The sequence below is a fragment of the Candidatus Limnocylindria bacterium genome, from assembly GCA_036523395.1.
Taxonomy (GTDB): Bacteria; Chloroflexota; Limnocylindria; order P2-11E; family P2-11E; genus CF-39.
In genome coordinates, this window is sequence record DATDEH010000083.1 from 98,303 (window position 1) to 120,461 (window position 22,159).

A 22,159-nucleotide genomic window follows, 5' to 3' on the forward strand; every position below is an offset into this window, starting at 1 on the left:
GAACGATACGGCGAATCGGCGTCTGCGGCGCCGTCGCTAGCATCCGGGCGTGCTCGTCCTGGATAAGCGCGAGGTCGAATCGCTGCTTGATCCGGACGCCCTGCGCGCCGCCGTGGCCGCGGCCCTATCCGATCTCTCGGCCGGACGAGCCTCGATGCCCACTCGCATCGCCGCCCTCGTCGCCGAGCGCGACGCGCTGCTGGCGGCGATGCCGGCGTACCTGCCGAGCGCCGGCGCGCTCACGACGAAGCTCGTTTCGCTCTTTCCGCGCAACACCGATCGGCCGACGCATCAGGCCGTGATCGTCGCCTTCGATCCGCTGACCGGAACGCCAGCGGCACTCATGGACGGCGAGGCCATCACCGCGGCGCGGACCGCCGCGGGTTCCGCGCTCGCCACCGATCTGCTCGCTCGGAAGGACGCCAAGACGCTCGCAGTCCTCGGTGCGGGCGTGCAGGCGCGCGCGCATCTTCGCGCGCTGACGCGCGTGCGCCGGTTCCGCGAGATCCTCATCGGCGCCCGAGACCTCGAAAAGGCCAAGAACCTCGCGCGCGAGGTCGCGGCAGAGACAGGCCTCCCCGTTCGCGCCGCGTCATTCGCCGATGCCGTGCGCGCCGCCGACGTCGTGTGCGCGTGCACGCATAGCGCGGAGCCGGTCGTGCGTCGCCAGTGGCTGCGTCCCGGTACGCACGTGAACTCCGTCGGTTACAACACCGCGGGCCGCGAGGTCGATGGCGAGACTGTCGCGGCGGCGCTGGTCGTGATCGAATCGCGCGCCGCCGCGCTCGCGCCACCGCCGGGCGGTTCGAACGATCTCCTCTGGCCGATCCGCGACGGACTCATCGACGCGAAACACATCCACGCCGAGCTAGGCGAGGTCGTGTCCGGCGCGCGTCCCGGTCGCGCCGATGCAACGCAGCTGACGCTCTACAAGTCCGTGGGCGTGGCCGTCGAAGACGCAGCCGCGGCGGCGCTCGTGTTGCGGCTCGCGCGCGGGCGCGGCATCGGAAGGACGATCGAGATCTAGGCGAACGCGCGGTACGCGAGCCAGATCAGGAGTCCCGCGGCCGCGATCCAGATCGTGACGATGATCGCCGCCGCCTTGCGGTTCGTCGGCCGTTCGGACGCGGCCTGAGCCCGCGCACGGCACTCGACAAGGACGGCGTCCGGGATCATCTTCACTGCGAGAGCGATGCCGAGTGGCACGAGGATCAGGTCATCGAGGTACCCGAGCACGGGTATGAAGTCAGGTATCAGGTCGATCGGACTGAGCGCATAGGCCACGACGCCACCGGCGAATACCTTCGCGTACCAGGGCGTGCGCGGATCGCGGCAGGCGAGGTATACGGCATACGTGTCGCGCTTGATGTCGCGCGCTCGCTGCCTCAGTACTCGCCGCCGGCGCCTTTGCGTGGACCTTCGAGAAGCTGTCCGACCCCGCGCTGCTCGCCCTGCAGCGCGTCGAGCACGCGCAGCGCCGCGTCGATCGTGAGCCCGCGGCGGAAGTCATCCAGAGCGGGCCGCAGCGCCGGCGACGGCTGGTCGTTCGGATCGCTCGAGTTCGACGGATCGCCGGTCGGCTCCTGCGGCTGTCCCGTGCTCGGGCCCGGCTGCGGCGAGGCACCGGCGGGGGGCTGACCGCTCTGCCCGGGTCCCTGCGCGCCGGGGTTGGGGCTTCCGGGCTGACCCTGCCCCGGCCCGGGCTGCTGGCCGGGCTGCGGCGGACGGGCCGACAGCAGGCGCTGGATGACCTCGAGGTTGAACTTCGCGTCGCGATCGCCGGGATCGATGCGGAGCACTTCGCGATAGGCATCGCGCGCGTCCTCGTAGCGGCCCATGCGGAAGAGCGTGTTGCCGCGGTCGTACTGCGCGGTCGCGCGGAGCTTCAGATCCTTACCGCCGATCGCCTTGCCGTATTCGGGAAGCGCCTGCGGATACTGGGCGAGCTTGTGCAGCGCGTTCGCGGCGTTCACGGCGAGCTCGGGCGAGTCGGGCAGCTCCAGCTGGAGATCCCGGTATTCGGCGAGCGCTCCGGCGTAGTCACCCGCTGCGAACAGGCCGTTCGCCGCCTCGTTCGAGACCGCGTTCTCGCCACACGCGATCCCCCAGAGCGCGGCCGAGCCGATGGCGATGCCGAGGATCCGGCGTCCGCGACGTGCGACCGGCCGGCCGAGGCCGTGCGGCATTGGCATCGCGCGGCGCTCCGAGATCAGCCACTCGAGCAGGAGGAGCGCGACGGCGAGCGCGACGAACGGCGCGGACTTCTCGTCAGGGACCGCGCCCGCATCATCGAGTGGTTCGACGGCTTCCATCGTGCGGAGCTCGCGCACGAGATCGCTGATCACGGTGTCGTTGCCGGCGTACCGGAAGTAGCGCCCACCGCCCTTCTCGGCGACGGAACGCAGGGTCTCCTCCACGAGGCGACTCACGATCGGAGTGCCCGCGGCGCTCCGCAGGTAACCGGTGAACTTCCCGTTGTTCGCGTCGTACGTCGGGATCTGCCCGCCGGTGGTCGTCCCAATACCGACCGCGTAGATGCGTGCACCCTTGAGCTCGCGGGCCTCGGGCACGTCGCTGTTCGTGATCTCGCCATCGGAGACGAGCACGATCGCGCGCTGCCGCAGCGGATCAAGGTCCGGCGAGAACGCGCCGAGCGCGGACTCGAGGCCGGCGCGAAGCGACGATCCCTCTGTCAGGCGCAGTCCGCGCCCGGAGTTGTCGAGGACCTCGCCGAGGACGCGCGGGTCCGTTGTCGGGGGGTAACGGACGGCCCCCTGCCCCTTGAAGAGAACGAGTGCCACACGGCTGCCGATCATCTGGCGCCCGAGCTCTTCCGAGAAGTGCCGCGCGGCACGCAACCGGTCGGGTACGACGTCCTGCGTGGCCATGCTCTGCGATACGTCGACGGCGAGGGCGATATCCACGCCGAGCCGTCGCGCGGCGCGAGCGCGCAGGTCGACGTATGGACCGGCGAGCGCGATGACGAGGCTCGCGAGCGCGAGGAACACGAACGTCGTCTTGAGCCACCAGCGCGTTCCGCTCCGCGACACGAGGGCAGCCGCGCCACCGAACGACCGGACCGCGCGGATGCGTGCGCGATACGCGAGAGCGACGAGCACCGCGATCAAGGGAAGTGCCGCGAGCAGCAGGAGCATCTCCGGCCGCGCGAACCCAACGGCTGGAATGGTCACGGCGTCCTCCGGAAGACCGTGAGCGCGAGGACGAGCTGCAGCGCGAGGAGTCCCGCGCCGGCGGCCACGAATGGCAGCGAGACATCGTCGGTGGAGATGAACGCGCGCGTGCCGACGCGTGCCTTCTCGAGGGTCTGGATCTCGCGGTATACATCGCGGAGCGCGGTCTCGTCGGACGCTCGGTAATAGAGACCACCGGTCATCTCGCTCATCCGCTTCATGGTCGCCTCATCGACATCCGCGCGCGATCGCGCCGCCACCGCACCGATCGTGTACAGGCGCACGCCGAGCAGCTTCGCGATCTGCGCGGCCTCGGTCGGCGCGATGTCACCGGCATTGTTCGAACCGTCGGTGAGGAGGATCGCGACCTTGCTGCGGGCGCTGGACTCGCGCACGAGGAGGAGGCCGGTCGCGAGCCCGGTGCCGATCGCCGTTCCGTCGCGAAGTGGCCGGCCCGCGGCGAGCGGCTCCACCAGGCGCTGCGCCGCCGTGTAGTCGAGCGTGAGCGGGCTGAGCACCATGGATTCCGCGCTGAAGATCACGATGCCCACGCGGTCGTTCTTCAGGCCGCCGAGGAAGTCGTGCACCACCCTCTTGACGACCTCGATGCGCGACTGCCCGCCGAGATCGGGTGTCGACATCGAGGACGAAGTGTCAAGCACGACGACGATGTCGATCCCCTCGGCCGGCACGTCGAAGGCGGCCTGGACGACGGACGGCGCCGCGAGCGCGACGATGAGCGCGGTCGCGGCCAGCACGCGCAGCGGCAGCAGCAGCCAGCGCGTCCGGACGCGCCAGCTGCCGTGAGCGCGTGGCACGAGCCCGAGCGAGGAGAAGAGCACGCCCCCGCTGCGACCGCGTTCGCGGCGGAGCTCGAGCGCGGCCGCGATCACCACGATCGCGAGCAACGGGAGCGCCCACGGCGCCTCGAAGCGGATCTCCGTCCCGAAGATGCGTGTGCTCACTGCGGCCTCAGCGCCGCGATCTCGTACTCCTCCGCCGTCGCCGCGCGCCGCACCACGTCGAGGGCCGCGCGGACGGCGTTCTGCGCATGCGCCGGATACGGGATCGCATGGCGGAACCGCACCTCGTCGCCTTCGCGCAGGATGTCGTAGATGGCGCTCGCCTGTGTTCGGTCGACGCCCGCGCGTTCGAGCGCGGCGCGCAGCTCACGGGTCGTGTGGCCGGGATCGATCCCGAAGCGCTGGACCGCGTAGCGGCGGAGGCTCGCGGTGAGGAGCGCGTAATGCTCGGCCGTCTTCCCCTTCTCCGGCAGGCGCTGCTCCGCGAGCGCGTCGAGCTCGCGCAGCGCCCGCTGCACCGGCGTGAGGCGCTCCTCCGCCGACAAGGGCGCACGTCGCCGCAAAAGCATCCAGAAAATGAAGCCCGCGAGCACCGTGAATGCGGCCACCGCGACGATGCCCAGGACGATGCGCGCGAGCTTCGCGGCGAACGCCTCGGGCAGGTCGACCTGCGGCTTCAGCGGCTTCACGTCCGAGGTGTCCTCGCCGTCCCTGATCACGGTGGCGATGTGCAAGACAAACGGCGCGGTCACCGCGACGCCCGTGACGCCGTTCGGACCGCTGTACGGGATCCCGATCGGCGGCACGGAGAGATCGCCGACGACCCATGCCGTGACGCGATAGCGGAAGGTCCAGCGGGCGATCCCCGCGGGGCGCGACGAGCGGCCGGACGGCAGGACCTCGAGCACTTCGAGATCGCCGATGGTGTGCGCGATCGTCGGATCGCCCACCTGATATCCCGCCTCGGCATCCGCGTACACGGTGAGGAACGCCGGTTCGCCGACGGTGATCGTCGCGCGATCGAGCGTTGCGGCCGCGTTGACCGGGTCCGCGGCCGCTGCGATTCCCGCCACGGCGAGCGGCAACGAGAACACGAGCGCGAGGACCAGCCGTTTCATGTGCGCCGCGTCCGCGCGTTGAACAGCGCCATGAGCGCGGGGACGAAGGGACGATCGGTGTACAGATCGATGCTGTCGATATTCATCCGCGCCAGAGCCTGCCGGCGTTCGGTTCGCCGGCGCCGTGCCGTGCTCGCGTATTCCTCGCGCAGTCGCCGATCGCTCGTGTCGACGTGCGCGATCCTCCCGGTCTCGGCGTCCTCGAGCGCGACGACCCCGACGTTCGGCAGCTCGAGCTCGCGCGGGTCGTTGAGCACCAGCGCGATGACATCGTGCTTGCGGCCGAGCATGCGTACCGCGGGATCGTCCACGAGACCGACATCGAGGAAATCTGAGACGAGGAAGACCACGCTGCGCTTCTTCGTGATGTTGATGAGGAAGCGCGCGGCCTCCGTCATCTCGGTCCGGACGCGGCGCGGTGGCGCGAACAGGAGCTCGCGGATCACCTGCAGCAGATGTTCGCGTCCGCGCCGCGACGGCATCCACTCCTGGAGTCCTTCCGCGAAGCGGAGGAGTCCGACCCGGTCGTGGCTGCGCATCGCGGTCATCGCGAGCAGCGCCGCGACCTCCGCCGCGAGGTCGCGCTTGCTCTGATCGACCGAGCCGAACCACGAGGATGCCGAGATGTCGACGGCGAGAAGGATGTTGAGCTCGCGGTCCTCACGGAACTTCTTGATGTAGGGCGTGCCCATCCGCGCGGTGACATTCCAGTCGATGCTGCGGATGTCGTCGCCCGGCTCGTACTCGCGGACCTCTTCGAACTCGAGCCCCGATCCGCGGAAGACGCTGCGGTAGGTCCCGAGGAGCGCCTCGTCGGCCAGGATGCGCGCTTTGATCTCGACCTGGCGAATGCGTCGGAGCACGTTCGCTGGAAGGGCCTGTTCGCCCCGGACGCCGCCGTGAGCGCGTGTCGTCGCGATCACGATCAGGGGAGCGGGACCTTGTCCAGCACCTTCGCGATAACGGACTCGGGCGTGACCTCCTCGGCCTCCGCTTGGTACGTGACGATGAGACGGTGGCGCATCACGTCGGGCGCGACGGCCTTGATGTCATCGGGCAGCACGTAATCGCGTCCCTCGAGGAACGCGTTGGCGCGGGCCGCGAGCGAGATGAAGATCGAGGCGCGTGGTGAGACGCCGTACGCGATCATCGGCCCGAGGTCGCTCAGGCCGAACTGCTCGGGCTCTCTCGTCGCGAACACGATGCGAACGACGTAGTCCTTGAGGGAGTCCTCCATGTGGACCTGCTTTACCGCCGCGCGTGCGTCGAGGACGGCCTTCGGCGTGGCAACACGCCGGACCTGCGGCGCCGCGCCGATCGTCTGGCGATCCATGATCTCGCGTTCTTCCTGCTGCGTCGGATACCCGATGACGACCTTCATCATGAATCGGTCGACCTGCGCCTCCGGCAGGCGATACGTTCCTTCGTGTTCGATCGGGTTCTGCGTCGCAAGCACCATGAACAGCTCACCGAGCGGATGCGTCGTCCCGCCGATGCTCACCTGCTTCTCCTGCATCGCCTCGAGCAGCGCGCTCTGCACCTTGGGCGGCGCGCGGTTGACCTCGTCGGCGAGAAGGATGTCGGTGAAGATCGGGCCGAGGCGCGGCCGGAATGTCTGGTCGGCCGGGTTGTAGATCATCGTTCCGTTGAGGTCAGCCGGCAGAAGATCCGGCGTGAACTGGACCCGCTTGAAGCTCGCTTCGATCGTGTCCGACAGCGTCTTCACGGCGAGCGTCTTCGCGAGTCCGGGAACGCCCTCGATGAGGAGGTGCCCGTTACAGAGAAGACCGAGCAGCAGGCGATTCACCAGGTAGTCCTGCCCGACGATCACCTTGCGGATCTCGTGCAGGACAGGGGCGATGAAGTCCCCCCGCCGCAGGACCGCGTCGTTCGACGTGGGCGGCCGGTACGTCTTCATCGTCCCACAGCGTACCGGCTGGAAGTGGCTTCGGTTCGCTTCGCGCCAAAAGGCGCGCCGGTCAGCGCTTCAGCTCTTGGAGCACTTCCTGGGCGTGGCCATCCGGCTTCACCCCGTACCACGCTTTCTTCACCTTCCCGCGCTCGTCCACCAGGAACGTGGAGCGGATCACGCCCTCGCCGCGGCCCGGCCGGTCGCCCCATGCGCCGTACGCATCGTGGGCCTTACGGTCCGGATCGCTGAGCAGCGGGAACTTGAGCTTGAACTTCTCCTGGAACGCGCGGTGCGACGCGGCGTCGTCGCGCGAGACGCCGAGCACGGGGATACCCAGCGACTGGAACGCGGTGAGGTTGTCGTTGAACTGGCAGGCCTCGACCGTGCACCCGGGTGTGTCGTCCTTTGGGTAGAAGTACACGACGTACTTCTTCCCGCGCATCGCGTCGGTCGAGACAAGCTTGCCGTTCTCGTCGGTCAACGCGAACGTCGGAGCGGCGTCGCCGGAACTCAGCTCCATGGGTCTTCTCCCTCTCGGTGGCTTGTTCTGAGTCTATGAGGCGGCCGCGATCCGCGATGCGGTCCGGCGTGCGAGCGCCATGACCGTGAGCATCGGGTTCACGCCTGACGCGCTCGGGAACGCGCTCGCATCGGTGACGTAGAGACCCCGCACGTCGTGGACCTGGCCGTCGGGATCGGCGACCGACGTCGCCGGATCCAGGCCGATACGACAGCTCGACATCTGATGCGCCGAGAAGAGCGCCACGCGGTTCGTCACGACGCCGCGGCGCTCGATCTCCGCGACGAACGGCTCGATCGGTCCGCCGGCGTGCTCGAGCGGCGGCGTGTGCAGCGTGAACACGCGGCGAGCGCCGGCGGCGGCGTGGATGCGCGCGCACTCGCTCATCCCGCGGGTCAGACGGCGGCGGTCATGAAGGGCACACGAGTAGTCGACGATCGGCTCGCCTTCGCGATCCACACGCACCCGACCCTCCGTCTCATCACGCACGATCGCGATGAACGGCGCGATGTGCCGCGCGCCCGCCGCGCGGGAGCGGTGCGCCTCGCTCCCCCACCACGGGAACGACGCCGCGAGGATGCCCGGATACCCCTGCGGGATCTCGATGCGGAACCCGAAGCCGTTGTCCACATCGGCGAACTCGTCCCCGAGCACCGACTGCGGCACCCCCGACCACACGCCGCCGAGGTCCTCGTCATACGCCCCCGATGTGACGGAGACGGGATGCACGTGCAGGTGCCGGCCCGCCTGCGCCGTCGCGATGCCGGATCGAAGGAGCAGCGCGGGCGAGAGGAGCGCGCCTCCGGCAAGCGCGACGACCGGCGCGCGCACTCGCAGCTCGCCTCCGTCGACGCGCGCGACGACGCCGGTCACGCCGCCACCCTGCGTCTCGATGCGCCGCGCCTCGGTGACCTGCAGGATCTCCGCGCCGCGCGCGCACGCGTCTGCGAGATACGTGCGCATGGTCGAACGCTTTGCGGCGCGGCGGCAGCCCAGCGTGCACGGTCCGCACGCGGCCACGTCCATCCCCTCGGTAGTGCAGCCACTGACGTTGCGCGCGATCGTGGCAGTCGACAGCCCCAGCGCGCGCAGGCCTCGCTCGAGGACGGCGTTGGGTCCATTCCGCGCGCTCTCGTCGGTGTTCACGTGGATCCGCGCGGAGACCGCGTCGTAATGCTCGTCGAGGTCATCGATGCCCGCCCGGTGCCAGTCCTCGCGCACGCGCGCGGGGATCCGAAGCGAGGTGTTCCAGTTCACGATCGTGCCGCCACCGACAGCGGAGCCGGCGAGCAATGCGATGCCGCGGTCGCTCGTCGCGGCGATACCGCGGTCGACGAAGAGCGACGCATACCCGGCGAGCTCTCGTCCGTCGAAGTCGCTCTCGATGCGCAGCGCCGCGCGCTCGAGGACGACGACGCGTTTTCCCGCGGCCGCGAGCTCCGCGGCGACCACGCTGCCGCCCGCACCCGATCCGATGACACACACGTCCGCGACGACCGTCTCGCCCGGGACTCCGCGCCGCGCGATCAATCTGGCTGGTTCGGCGGGGCGGTCGAGCGGCGGACGCGTGTAGCCCGTGAGCGCCGCGTACGGCGAGCCGTCCTGGCCATACGTATAGAGAAGGACGAGCCGCTTCATCACCTGGAACGCGCGACGCTTCAGTGGCAGGGGGCTGGCGGCCCAGCGCTTCAGGTACTCCTCGCGCTCGGCCTGCGCGAGCGTCGTGAAACGGATGGCGCGGCCGGTAAGAGCGAAGTTGAGGATGGGCGACTCGATCGTGTCGAGGAGCTGATCGAGCTCGGCGACGAGCGCGGGACGGCCAAGCGCCGTGACCTCGGAACGGAGCACGCGATCGACGCCGAGCCCGCTCGCGCTGGGGAGGTCGCCCACAGCCGGAACGAAGGCGTCGCATAGGGCCTCGAGCGTGCGATCGCGATCCGACATCGCGACGGAGGCTAGTGCTTCGGCAGCTCCGCGTGCCGGCCGATGACCGGAAGCGACTCCCCGACCGCAAGGAGCACCGGCACGATGCGGCTCTGCAGCAGCTCGGGCCGCACGGTCTGCTCGTAGAACGCGAGCGTCGCGTCGAATTTCGCGAGCTGGTCAGCGGCGACGGGCGAGCTGGATGCGGCGGTCGCCATGGCCTTCAGCACCGCAGGGTCCGCGAACATCCCGAGCGCGGGATTCGCGGCGGCGAGCGCCTGCACCGCGGAGACGTCCTGGATCTCGATCGTCGCCTTCCCGTGCAGCGGGGATAGCCATCCATCTACGGCGAGCACGCCGAGGACCGCGACGTACACGCCGACCGAGGCCGTCACCGCACCGAGCGGGATGCCCACGGCCTGATCGAGCCGGCGCAGTGCCGGCACCTTGTACACAAGTCCGATGAGCACGCCACCAACGCGACCCAGGAGCATGCCGCCGATGAAGAGCGCGACCGCGCCGAGCCCAAGGCCGGCCGTCCCGGTGGGCACGATGCCGTTGAGGGGGCCGGCGTACAGCGAGGCGATCGAGAACAGCGCGCCGCCGAGCGCGATGAGCGGAAGGACGAAGCCCTTCCGCCAGCCCGCGATCGCGCCGAGGGCGATCGCTCCGATGATCACGAGGTCCGCCATGGCCCGGGAGTCTACTGATGGAGCAGCGACAGCTGCTCCAGAAAGCCGGAACCGAAGGTGTAGGTCACGTGTCAGGATTCGCGCGAATGTCTCGGATCGGGATCGCGCTCGGGACCGTGCATGACCGTCCGTTCACGGAGGTCGCGGCCTTCGCGCGCACGGCCGAGGAATGCGGCTACGAGGCCATCTTCGTGCCCGAAGCGTGGGGCCGCGACGCCTTCGTAACGCTCGGCGCGCTCGCCCGTGTAACGGAACGCATCGCTTTGGGCACCGGCATCGTGAACGTCTACAGCCGCACTCCGGCGCTTCTCGCGATGGCCGCGGTCACGCTCGACGAGATCTCCGGTGGCCGCGCGATCCTCGGCCTGGGAACGTCGGGGCAACGCGTCGTCGAAGGGTGGCACGGCGTTCCGATGGCGCGACCGCTGCGACGCCTGCGCGAGGTGACGGAAGCGGTGCGCGCGATCGTGAGCGGATCGCGTCGCGGTTATGCCGGCGAGACGCTGAGCGTCGCGCCCGGCTTCGGCGTCACGCTCGCGCGGGTGAGGGACCGCATCCCGATCTTTCATGCGAGCCTCACGCCGCGCGGCGTGCAGCAGTGCGCGGAGGTCGCTGATGGCTGGCTCCCGTACTTCGCGAGCCCAGACACCCTGCGCGCCGATCTCGCGACGATCGAGGACGTGCTTCGCGCCGCGGGCCGCCAGCGCTCCTCGTTCACCGTTGCGCCGTTCCTTCCGGTCCTCGTGAGCGATGACGACGCGGCTCCACGCGCGGTGCTCCGGCGTCATCTCGCCTTCTACATCGGGGGGATGGGGCGTTTCTATCGTGAGACCGTCGCGCGTCACGGGTTCGGGGACGCGGCCGAGGAGATCCGGCGCCTATGGGATGCGCGTGAGCGCGATGCCGCGGCCGCGGCCGTGACGGATGACCTGCTCGACGCGTTCGCGATCGTCGGCGACGCGGCGCACTGTCGTGCGCGACTCGACGACTATCGCGCGGCCGGCGCGGACCTCCCGATCGTGGCGCTTCCGGGAGACGTTCCGCTCGCGGACGTCGAGCGCACCGTCCGCGCGCTCCGGATGTAGACGGCTAGCGCCAGGCAGCGACGATGGCGGCCATGATCATCTGACCGAGCAGCCCATGCGCCGCATCGATCGCGAAGAGACTCCACGGTCGTTTCGTGATGACCGTGTTCGCGGCGAAGGCCGCGCCGAAGAATCCAACGCCCACGAGCGCTCCGAGCACGAGTCCGTCGGCGAGCGTTGACGCGCCGAGCGACCGCGCGAGGACGGCCAGCGTCCAGGCATTGACGAACGCGGCGAGGATCGAGATCACGAACTCAGGGCCGGGCCGCATCGGCTCGTTGGGCCTGCCGATCAGCGCCATCCAACGCGCGCCGAACACCTGTGGCAGGAAGAACACGAAGCCGAACACCATCACGGCGATCGTCGCGACCACGACAGCGATGTAGTTGACGCCGAGATCAAGAGACACAGTTCCCTCCCGTGTCGCACCGTGCGACGGCGGGATGCTATTCCTTGGGCGGCGACGCTATGGGCGGGTCAGCGCCTTCTTCGACAGGGTCTCGTCGAGGAGCGCCGCGACGCGCTGGCGCGCGAGCTGCTCGGCCTCTTCCCACCACTGGACGAGGCGCTGCTCCTGCTCGCGCTGGCGCTCGCCGAGCTGGAACTCGAATTCCTTGAGCTGCCGCATGAGGCGTTCACTGAAACGCTGCTCCTCACCGAGAAGCTCGCTCTCGATCCGCTGGCTCTCCGACCTGCGCCACGCCTCGAGCCGCTCGGCCTCTTCGCGACGCCGACCTTCGAACTCGGCGTGAAGCCGATCTTCGGCCGCCTCGTAGCGGCGCCGGGTCTCGACGAGCTCCACCGTGAGCGCGCCGTTGAGACGCTCGGCGAGGTTTCGCGGCTGCTCGGCGGACCAGATCCTGTCTGATTCCTCGCGCCTGCGCGCGATCGCTTCCCGTTCGAGGCGCTCCGCTTCAGCGATGCGCCGCTCGGCCTCGGCGCGTTGAAGCTCCATCGACTGCATGAGCTCGGCGCGCCGTGTGCGGAGCTCCGCCTCAAGCCGCTCCAGGCCTTCGGCGCGGCGTCGAGCAAGCTCGGACGCGAGGGCTCCAGCTGTCGCATCGATCACTTCGGTCGGCGTCTCTTCAATGACCGAGTGCGGCATCGGCTCGGGATCGAGGGCGTCGGCTGTCGCATCGCGGGTCGCCTGCTCCGCCGCGGTCGTGACGCCGCCGTGCTCGTTCCACACGAGCTCACCACGTGCGGCCGCATCTGGACGTCGGCTGATCAGTGAGGTGTGCCGCGTTGCGCCATCGTCCGGCTTCTCGATCATCCCCAAACCCCCGCTAGTTCGTCAGGTTAGGTGTATCGCCCCGCTGTCATAGCGCGCATCACCTGAGAGGGGGTAGCAGCCGCGTTGCGGACGTACGGGCGGCGCGGGCCGGGCTACTCGGCTGGGTGCTCTTCGCCCTCTTCGCTGTGCCCGTTTTCCTGCGTCGACCGGCCGCTTGGCACGAGCTCGCGACCGTTAGCGAAGCCCTTGCCCTTCTTATTGCGCTCGCGGCGATCCGTCGACGCGACCGTCACCATCGCGCGCGCACCGCCGGTCATGCGCGAGTTGCCCTCGAACACGGCGCCCTTGTCCATGACCAGGGACGGAGCGTAGATATCCGCTTGGACGCGCGCGGTCGCGCGGAGCACGATCGAATCGCTGGCATTGACGTTCCCGTTGATGTCGCCCTTGATCTCGACCGAGCCGCAGTTGATGGTCGCCGAGACCTTGGCCCCTTCGCCGATGATCAGGAGGTCGGTCGTCGTGATCTCGCCGGTGAACGTTCCGTCGATACGGACCTGACCCTCGAAGTGGAGCTTGCCCTCGAAGACCGAGCCGGCGCCGAGCAGCGCGTTCAGCGCCGCGGTCGAGCTTGACTGCCCAAGATCACGCATGGGTACCTCCTGTCGCGCTACAAAGAACGCTCGGAGGCCACCGGATGCTACGGGCGGCTACGGCTCCTGGCGGGGCGGGCGGCCGCCACGCAGCAGGCCGGCGTAGATCCCCGGGGTCGAACCCGCGATAGCCACCGCTCCGACCGCGTTCGCGTAGAACTCAGCGGGGCCGACCCCACCGATGATCGCGTAGGCGTACCCCTGGGCGGCCATGGCGTGGAGCGTCATGAGGAGGAGCGCCGTCCCGATCCCCTGCTTCCGCTCCGATTCGAGCACGCCGGTCGGGCCAAAGAACGCCTTCGCGGTGGCGTCGTAGCACGCGAATCCGAGGATCTCCTGCCCGCGCTGGGCGCGGAAACAGGAGATGGGAAGGCGCGCGAAGCTGACCTCGCATTCGCTCGCCCACCCCTCACCGAACTGCTGGCGCACCCACGACACGACCACGTCCTTCTCAGGCGCGATGGCGCGGCGGACGTCGACCCCGGCCTGATGGAGCGTGGCGACGCGAGCTGACGCCTCGGGGATGTCGTAGAGGCGGACGAGCATGTCCTGCACGGCCGGCGGACTATAGCCCCGCTTCAGCTTCGCCCACGCTCGCTCAGATAGTGATGCCACAGGAGGCGCGCCGCGGCCGCGCGGTGCGGACTCCAGGCGCGTGCGCGGCGAGCGAGTGCTTCCGGCGATGGTCGCTCGCGCAGCTTCCACAGCTGGCGCACCGCCTCCAGCAGCGCGAGATCGGCGGTCGGGAAGACGTCCGAGCGACGCAGCGCGAAGAGCAGGTAGCACTGCGCGGTCCACGGTCCAACGCCGTGCAGCGCATCAAGCGCGGCGGCCGCGTCGACGTCCGGCAGGATGGCGATCGCATCGAGATCGAGCGCCTTGCCCTCGAGCTGCGCCGCAAGCGCCGCGAGGTAAGCGGACTTCTGGCGCGTCACGCCGAGCGCCCGCATTCCCGCTGCGCCCAGCGTCGCGACATTTGCCGGCGTGACATGGCAGGTCGCGTTCGCGATCCGCGCGTACATCGCGCGCGCCTGCGCGAGCGAGACCTGCTGCTCGAGCATGAGCAGCGCGAGCGTTTCGAAGCCGGGCTCGCGCGGCCAGAGCGGCGGAGGGCCGTGTCGTTTCACGATGCGCGCGAAACGCGGCTCGACGCGGGCGAGCGTGCGGACGGCGCGAGCGAGTGCGGGCTCATCCAAAGTAGTGACCTGACGAGAGATCCCGCGAGCGCGCATTCTCCGACGATAGGCCGTGCGGCGACTTCGTTGTCGCACGGCATCGGGTCGATATGCGGTGCTGAGCAGTCGCTCCGTCAGAGACACCAGCGCGTCCAGCTTGAACGGTTTCGAGAAGAAGGCATCCGCACGTATTCGCGCCGCGGTCTCGGTGGCTCTCCCGGTGCCGCTGACGACAATGATCCGAGCGCGGCTGCCCGGGATGCGGCGATATGCGTTAGCGAGGCGCCGTCCAGACCGGGCAACGCAAGGTCGAGAACGAGCGCCTTCTCAGCCGTAGGCGAAGCGTCGTACCGACTGCAACAAGAGCTCGAGATCGAAGGGCTTCCCAACGAATTCGTCGACGACCAGATCCTTCGCGATCGGGTCCCCTCGCGAAGCTCCGCTGATCACGATGACCTTCGCGCGGCCGCCTGAGCGCCGGTACAGGTGAAGGAACTCCCCGCCGTTCATTCCGCCGCTCAAGAAGAGGTCCAGGAGGATCACATCGGGGTCTCGTCGTGCGGCCTGTTCCCGCGCCAGGTAGCCGGTCGCGGCCTCGACGACCTCGTAGCCGCTCTCGCGCAGAGCGAACCCCAACATCCGCATGGCTTCGGCGTCGTCCTCGACGATCAGGATCCGTTTCATTTGCCTAGGCGCATCTTACGTGTCGGGTCTGCGTGCGGGTCGACGCCTTCACCGAGAAGCGAGCTACTTGCCGGCCATGAGGCGCAGATACCCGCCAAGGAGTTGCGGGTAGATCCTCACGGGGAGCCCGGAGTCGGCAAGCTGTTGCACGCGCGACTCCCCGTCGCCACCGAGACCCGCGGCGGCATCCGCCGCATCTGATCACAGGAACCGCGCCGTAGCTGGCGAGCGTCCGGCCAAGGACCCACCCGCAGCTACATGGGCGACCCGCCCATCACGAACTGGGCAACCGCCGGGATCGTCGCGACTGCGATCCCGAATCCCACAAGCACCACCGCGACCCCCTTCGCGACGGCCGGCGTCGGCGCGAGGACCTTCTCACTGAAGATGACAGCCGCAACTGCGGCCATCCACCCGACACTGGCAAGTCCGACCGCAAGCAGCACGAGCATGAGGCCCACGCAGCAGCCCAGGCAGACCACGCCCTCGTCGATCCCCATAAGCAGGGCGCCCCTCACGCCTGGCCGGAAGCCACGGAAGAGCCAATGAAATGGAGACCGACAGTGCGTGAGAAGCGCGTCCTTCATTGGGGTCAACTGATACAGGCCCGCCGCGCCAATCACGGCGCCGAGGAACACCTGCGGCGCAGCTTGAACCACGGGAATCTCGACGATGAGCGGCACAAGCAGCGCGACGAGCACGTATGCGCCGACCCCGACGGCGCTCCAGATCATCAGATATCCAGCCACGAAGACCGCCGCCAGCAGTGGCCACGTTCCGGTCCGCTGCCGCGTGTATTGCGCGTACACAAGCACCACCGGAGCGAATGCGGGGAACATCATCGCGGCCATCATCACGACCCACGTAGCGAGGAAGATTGCGAAGCTCGCCGGGGCTGGCCCAGCGGACATCGTCATCGAGCTGCTTTGTGTGGCCACGTAGGCCCACGCGACGGCAGCGAGCGCGAGGAGCGTAACGAGGATCACTACGGCCGCCCCCGTCAACGCCAGGCGACCGAAACGAGCTTCGAAGTTGGGAGCCGTGGAACTCAAGGGCGGTACCCCGTTAGAAACGGTGAGGGCCCGCGCAGCCGGCTACTTCGTCACGCCTCGTACTTGAACTCCGTCGTAAATCCGTTCGTGCCCGACCCCTCGAACTTCCAGGCGCCGTCGTAACGGATCCGTCCGGCCCTCGCGACTCGCACCGGCTGTGGAACGATACCCAGGGCCGGGTTGCTGATCACCGGCGCCGTCTTGCCGTCCCCTCCCGTTAATTCTTCGCTGTTCATCTCGAGAAGCTTGCCCACCTTCAGCTGTCGCTTGCCGTTGGTCTTCTCGAAAGAGATCGGCGCCGCCGTCACCCCCGTTACCGTTCCAATGAGCGGCACGACGGCGGCAAGGTGACCCCCTGCTTGTCCGGAGAAGATGGCGCCCAGAGCTTTAGCCTGGTCAGGCTTGGCCCGCTCGTCTAGATACAGAGCGACCTTCCATCCGCCATCGGTCATCTTCTTGGGCGAGTACAAGGCGAGCGCGACGTTGAGGTTCGAAAGATCAACGCCATCCTTTGTTCCGCGCGTGATGTGCCATGCTGCGAAGGCTTGGCACGAGTCGTTCGTCGCTGGGCTCAGCATGATGCATTGACACGCCACCGTGCAGTTGCAGGTCTCGAAGTAGTCGCCCTCGACGGAATAGCTCATTTATGCCGACCTCCCCGTTGCGCGATCGCGCGCAGTGTACGTACGCCGGACTTTACGCGGCGCGTTCGGGAGGCGGTGGCCGCTAAGGAAGCAGCTTTTCGGCTGAGCACGATGGCGCGGGCGTCCGGTCGAGGCTCTTCAAGGCCGGAGAGGATGACTTCGCGAGGCTGTAGCCGCGGCTCGATCGGCACTTCAGCAGTGGGCACGTCGAGGTGCGCGATACGATCTCGGACGCGGGCCGCGTCGTCCACCTCTAACGCGCAGCCACTCTCAAATGTGGGAACAGTGGCCCATTGTTGCCGCGTCGCGGGTCGCGGGGTTGGTCGCGAAACCGCCGGGGTCAAGCACGCGGAAGTGGTAACAGCTCGGCTCCTTCAGGACGAGCGCGGCTGGCTCCGGTTTGCGGGTTAATAAGGAGCAAGGGAGCCGCTGGCGGCCACGGGCTAACGAGGCGGACCCTCACTCGAGGCACTCGTAAACCGCGGCTTCGAGGCGCGTGCGGAAGCCCGAGTTCAACTTGTTCATGACGTAACTGAACGCGAGCTTTCGCTCTCGGTCGGCGAGGCCGAACGCGCCCCCGATCCCGCCATGACCGAACGTCGCGACGGATCCGCCATTAGGAAGCGCTCGGGTATAGAGCATGAACCCGGTAGCAAAGCGCAGCGGAGACCCGCCGGCCATCATCGGTTGCATGCCCGGTCCGATCTGGACGGTCGCACGGTCGATCGTGTCGGGACGCAGGATCCGGACGCCGTCGAGCTCGCCGCCGCGCGCGAGCGCGCCGTACACCCGGGCGACGCCCATCGCAGTCGCGTGTCCGTTGGCGGACGGAACCTCCGCGGCCCGCCAGTTGCGCGAGTTCGGGCCCCACATCGCGTTGTCCTCCGCACGCTCCTCGGGGCTCAGCCCCGGAGCAGCGTCAAGGGGCGTTACCACCTGCCCCTGGACGAGCGTCGCGCAGCGCGCATCGTGCTCCGGCCCAACGCCCAGCAGGAAATCGGCTCCGAGCGGCCCGCACACCTCCTCGCGCAGGTACGTGCCGATCGTGCGTCCGTCGATCCTGCGCAGAACCTCGCCGTTCAGGTAGCCCCACGTGACCCAGTGGTAGACCTGCTGCGACCCAGGCTCCCACTCCGGTGCGGCCTCGGCGAGCGCGGTCGTCACCGCCGTCCAGTCGTTGGCGACGTTGCGTGGCAGCCGCGGCGCCGTGGGCAGACCGGCCTGGTGGCTGATCAGCAGGCGCATCGTTATGTCCTGCTTCCCGTTCTGCGCGAACTCGGGCCAGTACTTCGCCACCGGAGCGTCGAGGTCGAGCAGTCCCTGCTCGATGAGGCGGTTCATGCAGACCGACGCCATGCCTTTGGTCACCGAATACACGTTGACGATCGTGTCTCGCTCCCAGGGGCGCGTCCGCTCTTCGTCGGTCCAGCCGCCCCACAGATCGATCACGGGCTCGCCGTCGATCAGCACCGCGACGCCAGCGCCGATCTCGCCGCTCTCGAAGCTGCGCTCGAAGACGTCCCGCACTTTCGCGAACGTCTCGTCGCAGGTGCCGCGCACGGGTGCGCTCATCTGTCTCCCCGAGGATGCGCCACGTGGTAAGGGCTGGAGCATAGGGGCTTGTGAGTGACCTGTCGGACCTGTGGCGTCCGACTCTGCGGCGTTTCATCAGGCCTGAGTCACATACGCCGAACCTCGGAGCGGAAGACGGGGGGGTCAAGCACGCGGAAGTGGTAACCGTCCGGCTCGTTCAGGACGATCGCGGGTGGCTCCGAATCGCGAGCTGAGCCGCTTGTCGGCAGGAATGATCTAACTCCCGCGCACCGTCTCCTCGCGCAACGCGGCCGTCGCCGCCACCACGTCGCGGGCGATCTGTTGCGAGAGCTCCCAGCCCGACGGGAAGCGCATGTCGTCGCGCACCCGGCGCACGAAGAACACCTGCACGGACTCCCCGCGGAGCTCTGTTTCACGCTCGAGGAAATGCAGCTCCAGGTGCCGCTCGACGGCGCCGCTCGCGCCCGCGGACAGCGCGAGATTCGCGACCGCGCCCACGCGCTCACCCTCCACGACGGCCCACACCGCGTAGACACCGTCGCGGGGCACGAGCCGGTCCGTCGGCAGGAGCAGGTCGATCGCGGGATGGCCGAGCCCTTTCGCGCGCAGTCGACCGTCCGGGGCCGCGCGGCCGACAAGGGAGTAGGTCCGACCGAGAAGGCGATCCGCATCGGCGACGTCGCCAGCCAGCAGCGCATTGCGGACGAGTGCGGCGGTCACGGCCCGGCGCTCGGAATACACGGTGTCGATCACGTCGACGACAAAGCCGTGCCTGACACCGAGGGACACGAGCGTCCGTATGTCGCCGACCCGGTCGTGCCCGAAGCGGAAGTCTGCGGCGACGATCACTCGACGCACCTCACCGGCGTCCGTCACGCGCGATACGAACTCATCCGGCAGCTGGTGGGCGAAGTCATCGGTGAAGCGGACGATGACGACGGCATCCGCGCCCGCCTCGAAGAGAAGCTGGGTCCGCTCGGCCGTATCGGTGAGCGCCGAGCGAGGCGCCGCCGGCGCGAGGTACTCGATCGGGATCGGGTCGAAGTGCATCGCGAGCGCGGTGGCGCCGTCCCGGCGCGCGGTATCGCGGAGCGCCCGAAGGGCCGCCCGGTGGCCGATGTGGACGCCGTCGAATTCCCCGATCACGAGGTGCAGCGACCCGCGCGGCCAGTCGTCGTACTCGCGAAGAACGGGCACGGCGCGCGGTGCGGTCATGGGGTGCACGCCGACAGGCTAGGGGTTCCGCCCCGGGCGAGGTAAGTCCTCGCCGCCCAGTGCCCCCGTAGCATCTCTGGATCACGGAGCGGGAGGAGGAATCGCCTGATCTGTTCCGCGAACCCGACGATCTTCGAACCGATCGCGCACACCGGCGGCGTCTTCGACGGGATCGGCTGGATGCTCTTGGGGATCGATATCGCGACCCGCGGCACGTGCGCTGGAAACGCACCGGCCGAAAGTATTGCTAAGTCCGTAATGACGGTCTGACTGAGCGGAAGACGGGACTCGAACCCGCGACCCTCACCTTGGCAAGGTGATGCTCTACCAACTGAGCCACTTCCGCATGCCCGAGTCGCTCCGGACGACTTCGATTATAGGACGGCGGCACTCCACGAGAGGAGCGCTACTGGCTCGGGATCGTCCAGTCCTTCGGCACGATGTGGATCCACGTCTGTCCCGGCGCGAGCCGCACCACTTCGCCGGCGGCGCTGCGGAGCGTGAAGACGTCGAAGATGTCGGGACGGGTCCATGTGACGTCCTGACGGAGGCCGTCGCGGAACACGGTCCCCTGCCCCGAACCGGTGAGGACCATGTCGAGCTTGGGGTTGCCGGCAGGATCGAGACCGAACGCCTCGGTGAAGTGAACCTCGGTCTGGATGATCACGATGTTCTTCGCCGCGATGACCTCGCCGTTCGCGGCGTCGACCTCCCGCACACCGTCGTCGAAGCGCGCATACGTCCGCGCGCCCTCGTTGTATTGGTAGCGGACGCCGAACAGCGCGCGGTACGGCACTGAGATCGAAGTCGCGGCGACGCTGCCCGCGAATCCGCCCGCAAGCGGATCGGTGATCGTCGGTGGAAGGAAGTCCCACGCGGGCACGTTCGCGGGCTGGTCCGCGTCCGGCGCGTTCGTCATCGCGTCCTGCAGCGCCCGATATGTCGTGAAGTAGTTGTACGGAGCCGGCCGGAACGCGACTCGGTAGCCCCACCCGTACCCGGGCTTGAGATCGACGTAGCGATGCGCCACCGCCTCGTCGTAATGGAGGGCCATCAACTCCTCGGGTCCACCGCCGGTGTACACGAGCGCGGCGTCGAGGCTCGGGAGGATCGGCATGTCGGTCATGCGCACACTGCGCACGGAGCCGATCACGTCCGGGTCACGCGATTGGAAGACCGCGGCGAGTCGCGTCGTCAATCCTTCGACCAGCCACTCGTAGACCTGATCTGCCTTGCTGATGCCGTAATGCGGCCGGGCGGTCGGATTGTTGTCGACCTTGACGTAGAGCGGACGCTTCGTGGCCGATCCGCCCGCTAGCGGCAGACCGTTGAGCGGCCAGCGCGGGCAGAGCGTCTGCTCGCTGTTCTCGGTGACCTTGAACGACCCGCCGAGGTTCTGCAGCAGAGAGCTGCGCGCGGCGAAGCCGTCCGTCGGCGCGAATCCGATCGCATCGACCCGCCGGTCGCCGTTCCAGTCACCGACGAGGAGTGCGGTCGCGCCGGCGCAACTCGATCCGGACGGCAGAGCGGCCCAGCCTGCCCAGCTGTTGGAGGGACGGAACCCCGCCGCGGCGTCGAAGACGTGGACGTGCGCGCTGCCATCCGGATCTCCGTACAGCGAAACAAGGTCGTCCTTGCCGTCACCGGTCACGTCCGCGGCGACGACCGATGCGCGGCCGAGGTCGTATTCACCCTCGGCGGTCTCGTAGACGTTGGTCTGCAGCTCGAGACCCTTCGCCGAGGGCTCGAAGACGTTCAGCCGAACGCGCGCGTTCGGGTATTGGTAGAGGGCCGCGAGCTGAGGCGCGCCGCCGCTACGCGTGAAGTGACCGACAGCGAGGCGCACCTTCGCAAGATCCACCTGCCCGGGTCCGGAGTCGTACACGCCCTGCGTGCCGTTGAACGTGAAGGCGGAGCCGGTCGACTCGAAGTAGTGGATACGCATGTCGAAGTTGTCATTCTGGTACGCGACGAGGACCGCGTCGCGGTCGTTCGCCGCGAACTTCCCCGCAACGATGTAGCGCGCGCGGCTCCATACGTAATCGTCCCCGCTCCACCACTGCTCCGGGGGCATGAACGACGTGCCCGTGGACTTGAAGACAAGCAGCTTCGAGCTGTTCGTGCCCGCGTCGTACAGCGCGACGAGGTCGTCCTTGCCGTCGAACGTGACATCCGCGACGGCGAACTTCGCGCGAGCCAGGGAGAACGAGCGCGGCCCTGCAGTCGTGAGCCATGTCGTTTCCGAGAACGTTTCGCCGTCGGCGTTGGCCTCGCGGACGGTGATCTTCAGGCTCGAGTCGCGGAGGGGGTCCTGCAGGATCGCGATCTGCGACTTGCCCGGCCCGCTGAAACCACCGCTGGCGGCGATGCTTGTCCCGAAAACGCCCACGGAGCGCACGTCGACGAGGGGACGCGGCGTCGGCGTTGGACTTGGCGTCGCCGGCGCTGATGCGGCTGCGCTCGAACGCTCGGGACTCGCCGACGGAAGTGGACTCGAGCAGGCGGTCAGGGCGGCGACCGACAAGGCGAGCAGCCTCACGGCGACGCGATGGTGGGTCCGCCCCTGCGGCACGCCCAGGTACTCGCGCACGGACCGTGCCAACTGGGCGATCAGACCTCGCCCTTGGAGGAGTCGGGGTCTATCTGGTGCGACGACATTCAGTGCCGAGGGCCAGAATTGAACTGGCGACACATGGTTCTTCAG

22 protein-coding genes and 1 tRNA gene are annotated in these 22,159 nt (G+C 68.5%); 2 read left to right on the forward strand and 21 right to left on the reverse strand.

The window, feature by feature from the left end:
• Positions 1 to 49: 49 nt before the first annotated feature.
• Positions 50 to 1,027: an ornithine cyclodeaminase family protein gene (locus VI056_11085; protein HEY6203574.1), complete on the forward strand. Its 978-nt coding sequence runs from the start codon at positions 50 to 52 to the stop codon at positions 1,025 to 1,027.
• On the opposite strand, the gene VI056_11090 is transcribed toward VI056_11085, so the two are convergent.
• From VI056_11090 to VI056_11130, 9 genes are all read right to left on the reverse strand, one after another.
• A complete protein-coding gene (locus VI056_11090) occupies positions 1,024 to 1,389 on the reverse strand; it encodes a YkvA family protein (protein ID HEY6203575.1) in 366 nt (121 codons plus the stop codon). The two genes, VI056_11085 and VI056_11090, sit on opposite strands and share 4 nt — an antisense overlap.
• Entirely contained in the window at positions 1,386 to 3,191 is a 1,806-nt protein-coding gene (locus tag VI056_11095) for a tetratricopeptide repeat protein (GenBank protein HEY6203576.1), read from the reverse strand. The genes VI056_11090 and VI056_11095 overlap by 4 nt, the downstream gene beginning before the upstream one ends.
• Positions 3,188 to 4,156, reverse strand: coding sequence for a VWA domain-containing protein (locus VI056_11100; protein ID HEY6203577.1), 969 nt, complete (start codon positions 4,154 to 4,156; stop codon positions 3,188 to 3,190). The genes VI056_11095 and VI056_11100 overlap by 4 nt, the downstream gene beginning before the upstream one ends.
• Entirely contained in the window at positions 4,153 to 5,112 is a 960-nt protein-coding gene (locus VI056_11105) for a hypothetical protein (protein HEY6203578.1), read from the reverse strand. The genes VI056_11100 and VI056_11105 overlap by 4 nt, the downstream gene beginning before the upstream one ends.
• Positions 5,109 to 6,035, reverse strand: a complete 927-nt coding sequence (locus tag VI056_11110; GenBank protein HEY6203579.1) for a DUF58 domain-containing protein — start codon at positions 6,033 to 6,035, stop codon at positions 5,109 to 5,111. The genes VI056_11105 and VI056_11110 overlap by 4 nt, the downstream gene beginning before the upstream one ends.
• 2 nt (positions 6,036 to 6,037) lie before the next feature.
• A complete protein-coding gene (locus VI056_11115; GenBank protein ID HEY6203580.1) occupies positions 6,038 to 7,030 on the reverse strand; it encodes a MoxR family ATPase in 993 nt (330 codons plus the stop codon).
• A 61-nt stretch (positions 7,031 to 7,091) separates the two neighbouring features.
• Complete coding sequence (locus VI056_11120; GenBank protein HEY6203581.1) at positions 7,092 to 7,544, reverse strand: peroxiredoxin; 453 nt, start codon at positions 7,542 to 7,544, stop codon at positions 7,092 to 7,094.
• Between the two features lie 33 nt (positions 7,545 to 7,577).
• Positions 7,578 to 9,488 carry an FAD-dependent oxidoreductase gene (locus tag VI056_11125; GenBank protein HEY6203582.1) on the reverse strand — a complete coding sequence of 637 codons (1,911 nt, stop codon included), beginning with the start codon at positions 9,486 to 9,488 and terminating at the stop codon, positions 7,578 to 7,580.
• Between the two features lie 11 nt (positions 9,489 to 9,499).
• A complete protein-coding gene (locus tag VI056_11130) occupies positions 9,500 to 10,159 on the reverse strand; it encodes a CvpA family protein (protein ID HEY6203583.1) in 660 nt (219 codons plus the stop codon).
• Between the two features lie 86 nt (positions 10,160 to 10,245).
• Between VI056_11130 and VI056_11135 the strand changes: the two genes are divergently transcribed.
• Positions 10,246 to 11,244: an LLM class flavin-dependent oxidoreductase gene (locus VI056_11135; GenBank protein ID HEY6203584.1), complete on the forward strand. Its 999-nt coding sequence runs from the start codon at positions 10,246 to 10,248 to the stop codon at positions 11,242 to 11,244.
• Between the two features lie 4 nt (positions 11,245 to 11,248).
• On the opposite strand, the gene VI056_11140 is transcribed toward VI056_11135, so the two are convergent.
• The 12 genes from VI056_11140 to VI056_11195 form a co-directional block, all read right to left on the reverse strand.
• A complete protein-coding gene (locus tag VI056_11140) occupies positions 11,249 to 11,653 on the reverse strand; it encodes a DUF1761 domain-containing protein (GenBank protein ID HEY6203585.1) in 405 nt (134 codons plus the stop codon).
• A gap of 57 nt (positions 11,654 to 11,710) precedes the next feature.
• On the reverse strand, positions 11,711 to 12,517 hold the full coding sequence (locus tag VI056_11145; GenBank protein ID HEY6203586.1) for a hypothetical protein: 807 nt from the start codon (positions 12,515 to 12,517) through the stop codon (positions 11,711 to 11,713).
• A gap of 113 nt (positions 12,518 to 12,630) precedes the next feature.
• Positions 12,631 to 13,131 (reverse strand): polymer-forming cytoskeletal protein, encoded by a 501-nt coding sequence (locus VI056_11150; protein HEY6203587.1) that lies wholly within the window; start codon positions 13,129 to 13,131, stop codon positions 12,631 to 12,633.
• Positions 13,132 to 13,188: 57 nt separating this feature from the next.
• Positions 13,189 to 13,677: a GNAT family N-acetyltransferase gene (locus VI056_11155; GenBank protein HEY6203588.1), complete on the reverse strand. Its 489-nt coding sequence runs from the start codon at positions 13,675 to 13,677 to the stop codon at positions 13,189 to 13,191.
• Positions 13,678 to 13,709: 32 nt separating this feature from the next.
• The gene (locus VI056_11160; protein HEY6203589.1) at positions 13,710 to 14,363 is read right to left on the reverse strand and encodes a DNA-3-methyladenine glycosylase 2 family protein; all 654 of its coding nucleotides are present in this window, start codon (positions 14,361 to 14,363) and stop codon (positions 13,710 to 13,712) included.
• A 270-nt stretch (positions 14,364 to 14,633) separates the two neighbouring features.
• A complete protein-coding gene (locus tag VI056_11165; GenBank protein ID HEY6203590.1) occupies positions 14,634 to 14,990 on the reverse strand; it encodes a response regulator in 357 nt (118 codons plus the stop codon).
• A gap of 254 nt (positions 14,991 to 15,244) precedes the next feature.
• Complete coding sequence (locus VI056_11170) at positions 15,245 to 15,976, reverse strand: DUF2182 domain-containing protein (protein HEY6203591.1); 732 nt, start codon at positions 15,974 to 15,976, stop codon at positions 15,245 to 15,247.
• Positions 15,977 to 16,092: 116 nt separating this feature from the next.
• Positions 16,093 to 16,686 (reverse strand): DUF1326 domain-containing protein, encoded by a 594-nt coding sequence (locus VI056_11175; GenBank protein ID HEY6203592.1) that lies wholly within the window; start codon positions 16,684 to 16,686, stop codon positions 16,093 to 16,095.
• A gap of 459 nt (positions 16,687 to 17,145) precedes the next feature.
• A complete protein-coding gene (locus VI056_11180; protein ID HEY6203593.1) occupies positions 17,146 to 18,258 on the reverse strand; it encodes a serine hydrolase domain-containing protein in 1,113 nt (370 codons plus the stop codon).
• Positions 18,259 to 18,495: 237 nt separating this feature from the next.
• Entirely contained in the window at positions 18,496 to 19,455 is a 960-nt protein-coding gene (locus VI056_11185) for a riboflavin kinase (protein ID HEY6203594.1), read from the reverse strand.
• A 273-nt stretch (positions 19,456 to 19,728) separates the two neighbouring features.
• Positions 19,729 to 19,801 (reverse strand) — tRNA-Gly (locus VI056_11190).
• Positions 19,802 to 19,861: 60 nt separating this feature from the next.
• Complete coding sequence (locus VI056_11195; protein HEY6203595.1) at positions 19,862 to 22,057, reverse strand: DUF3048 domain-containing protein; 2,196 nt, start codon at positions 22,055 to 22,057, stop codon at positions 19,862 to 19,864.
• Between the last annotated feature and the right edge of the window lie 102 nt (positions 22,058 to 22,159).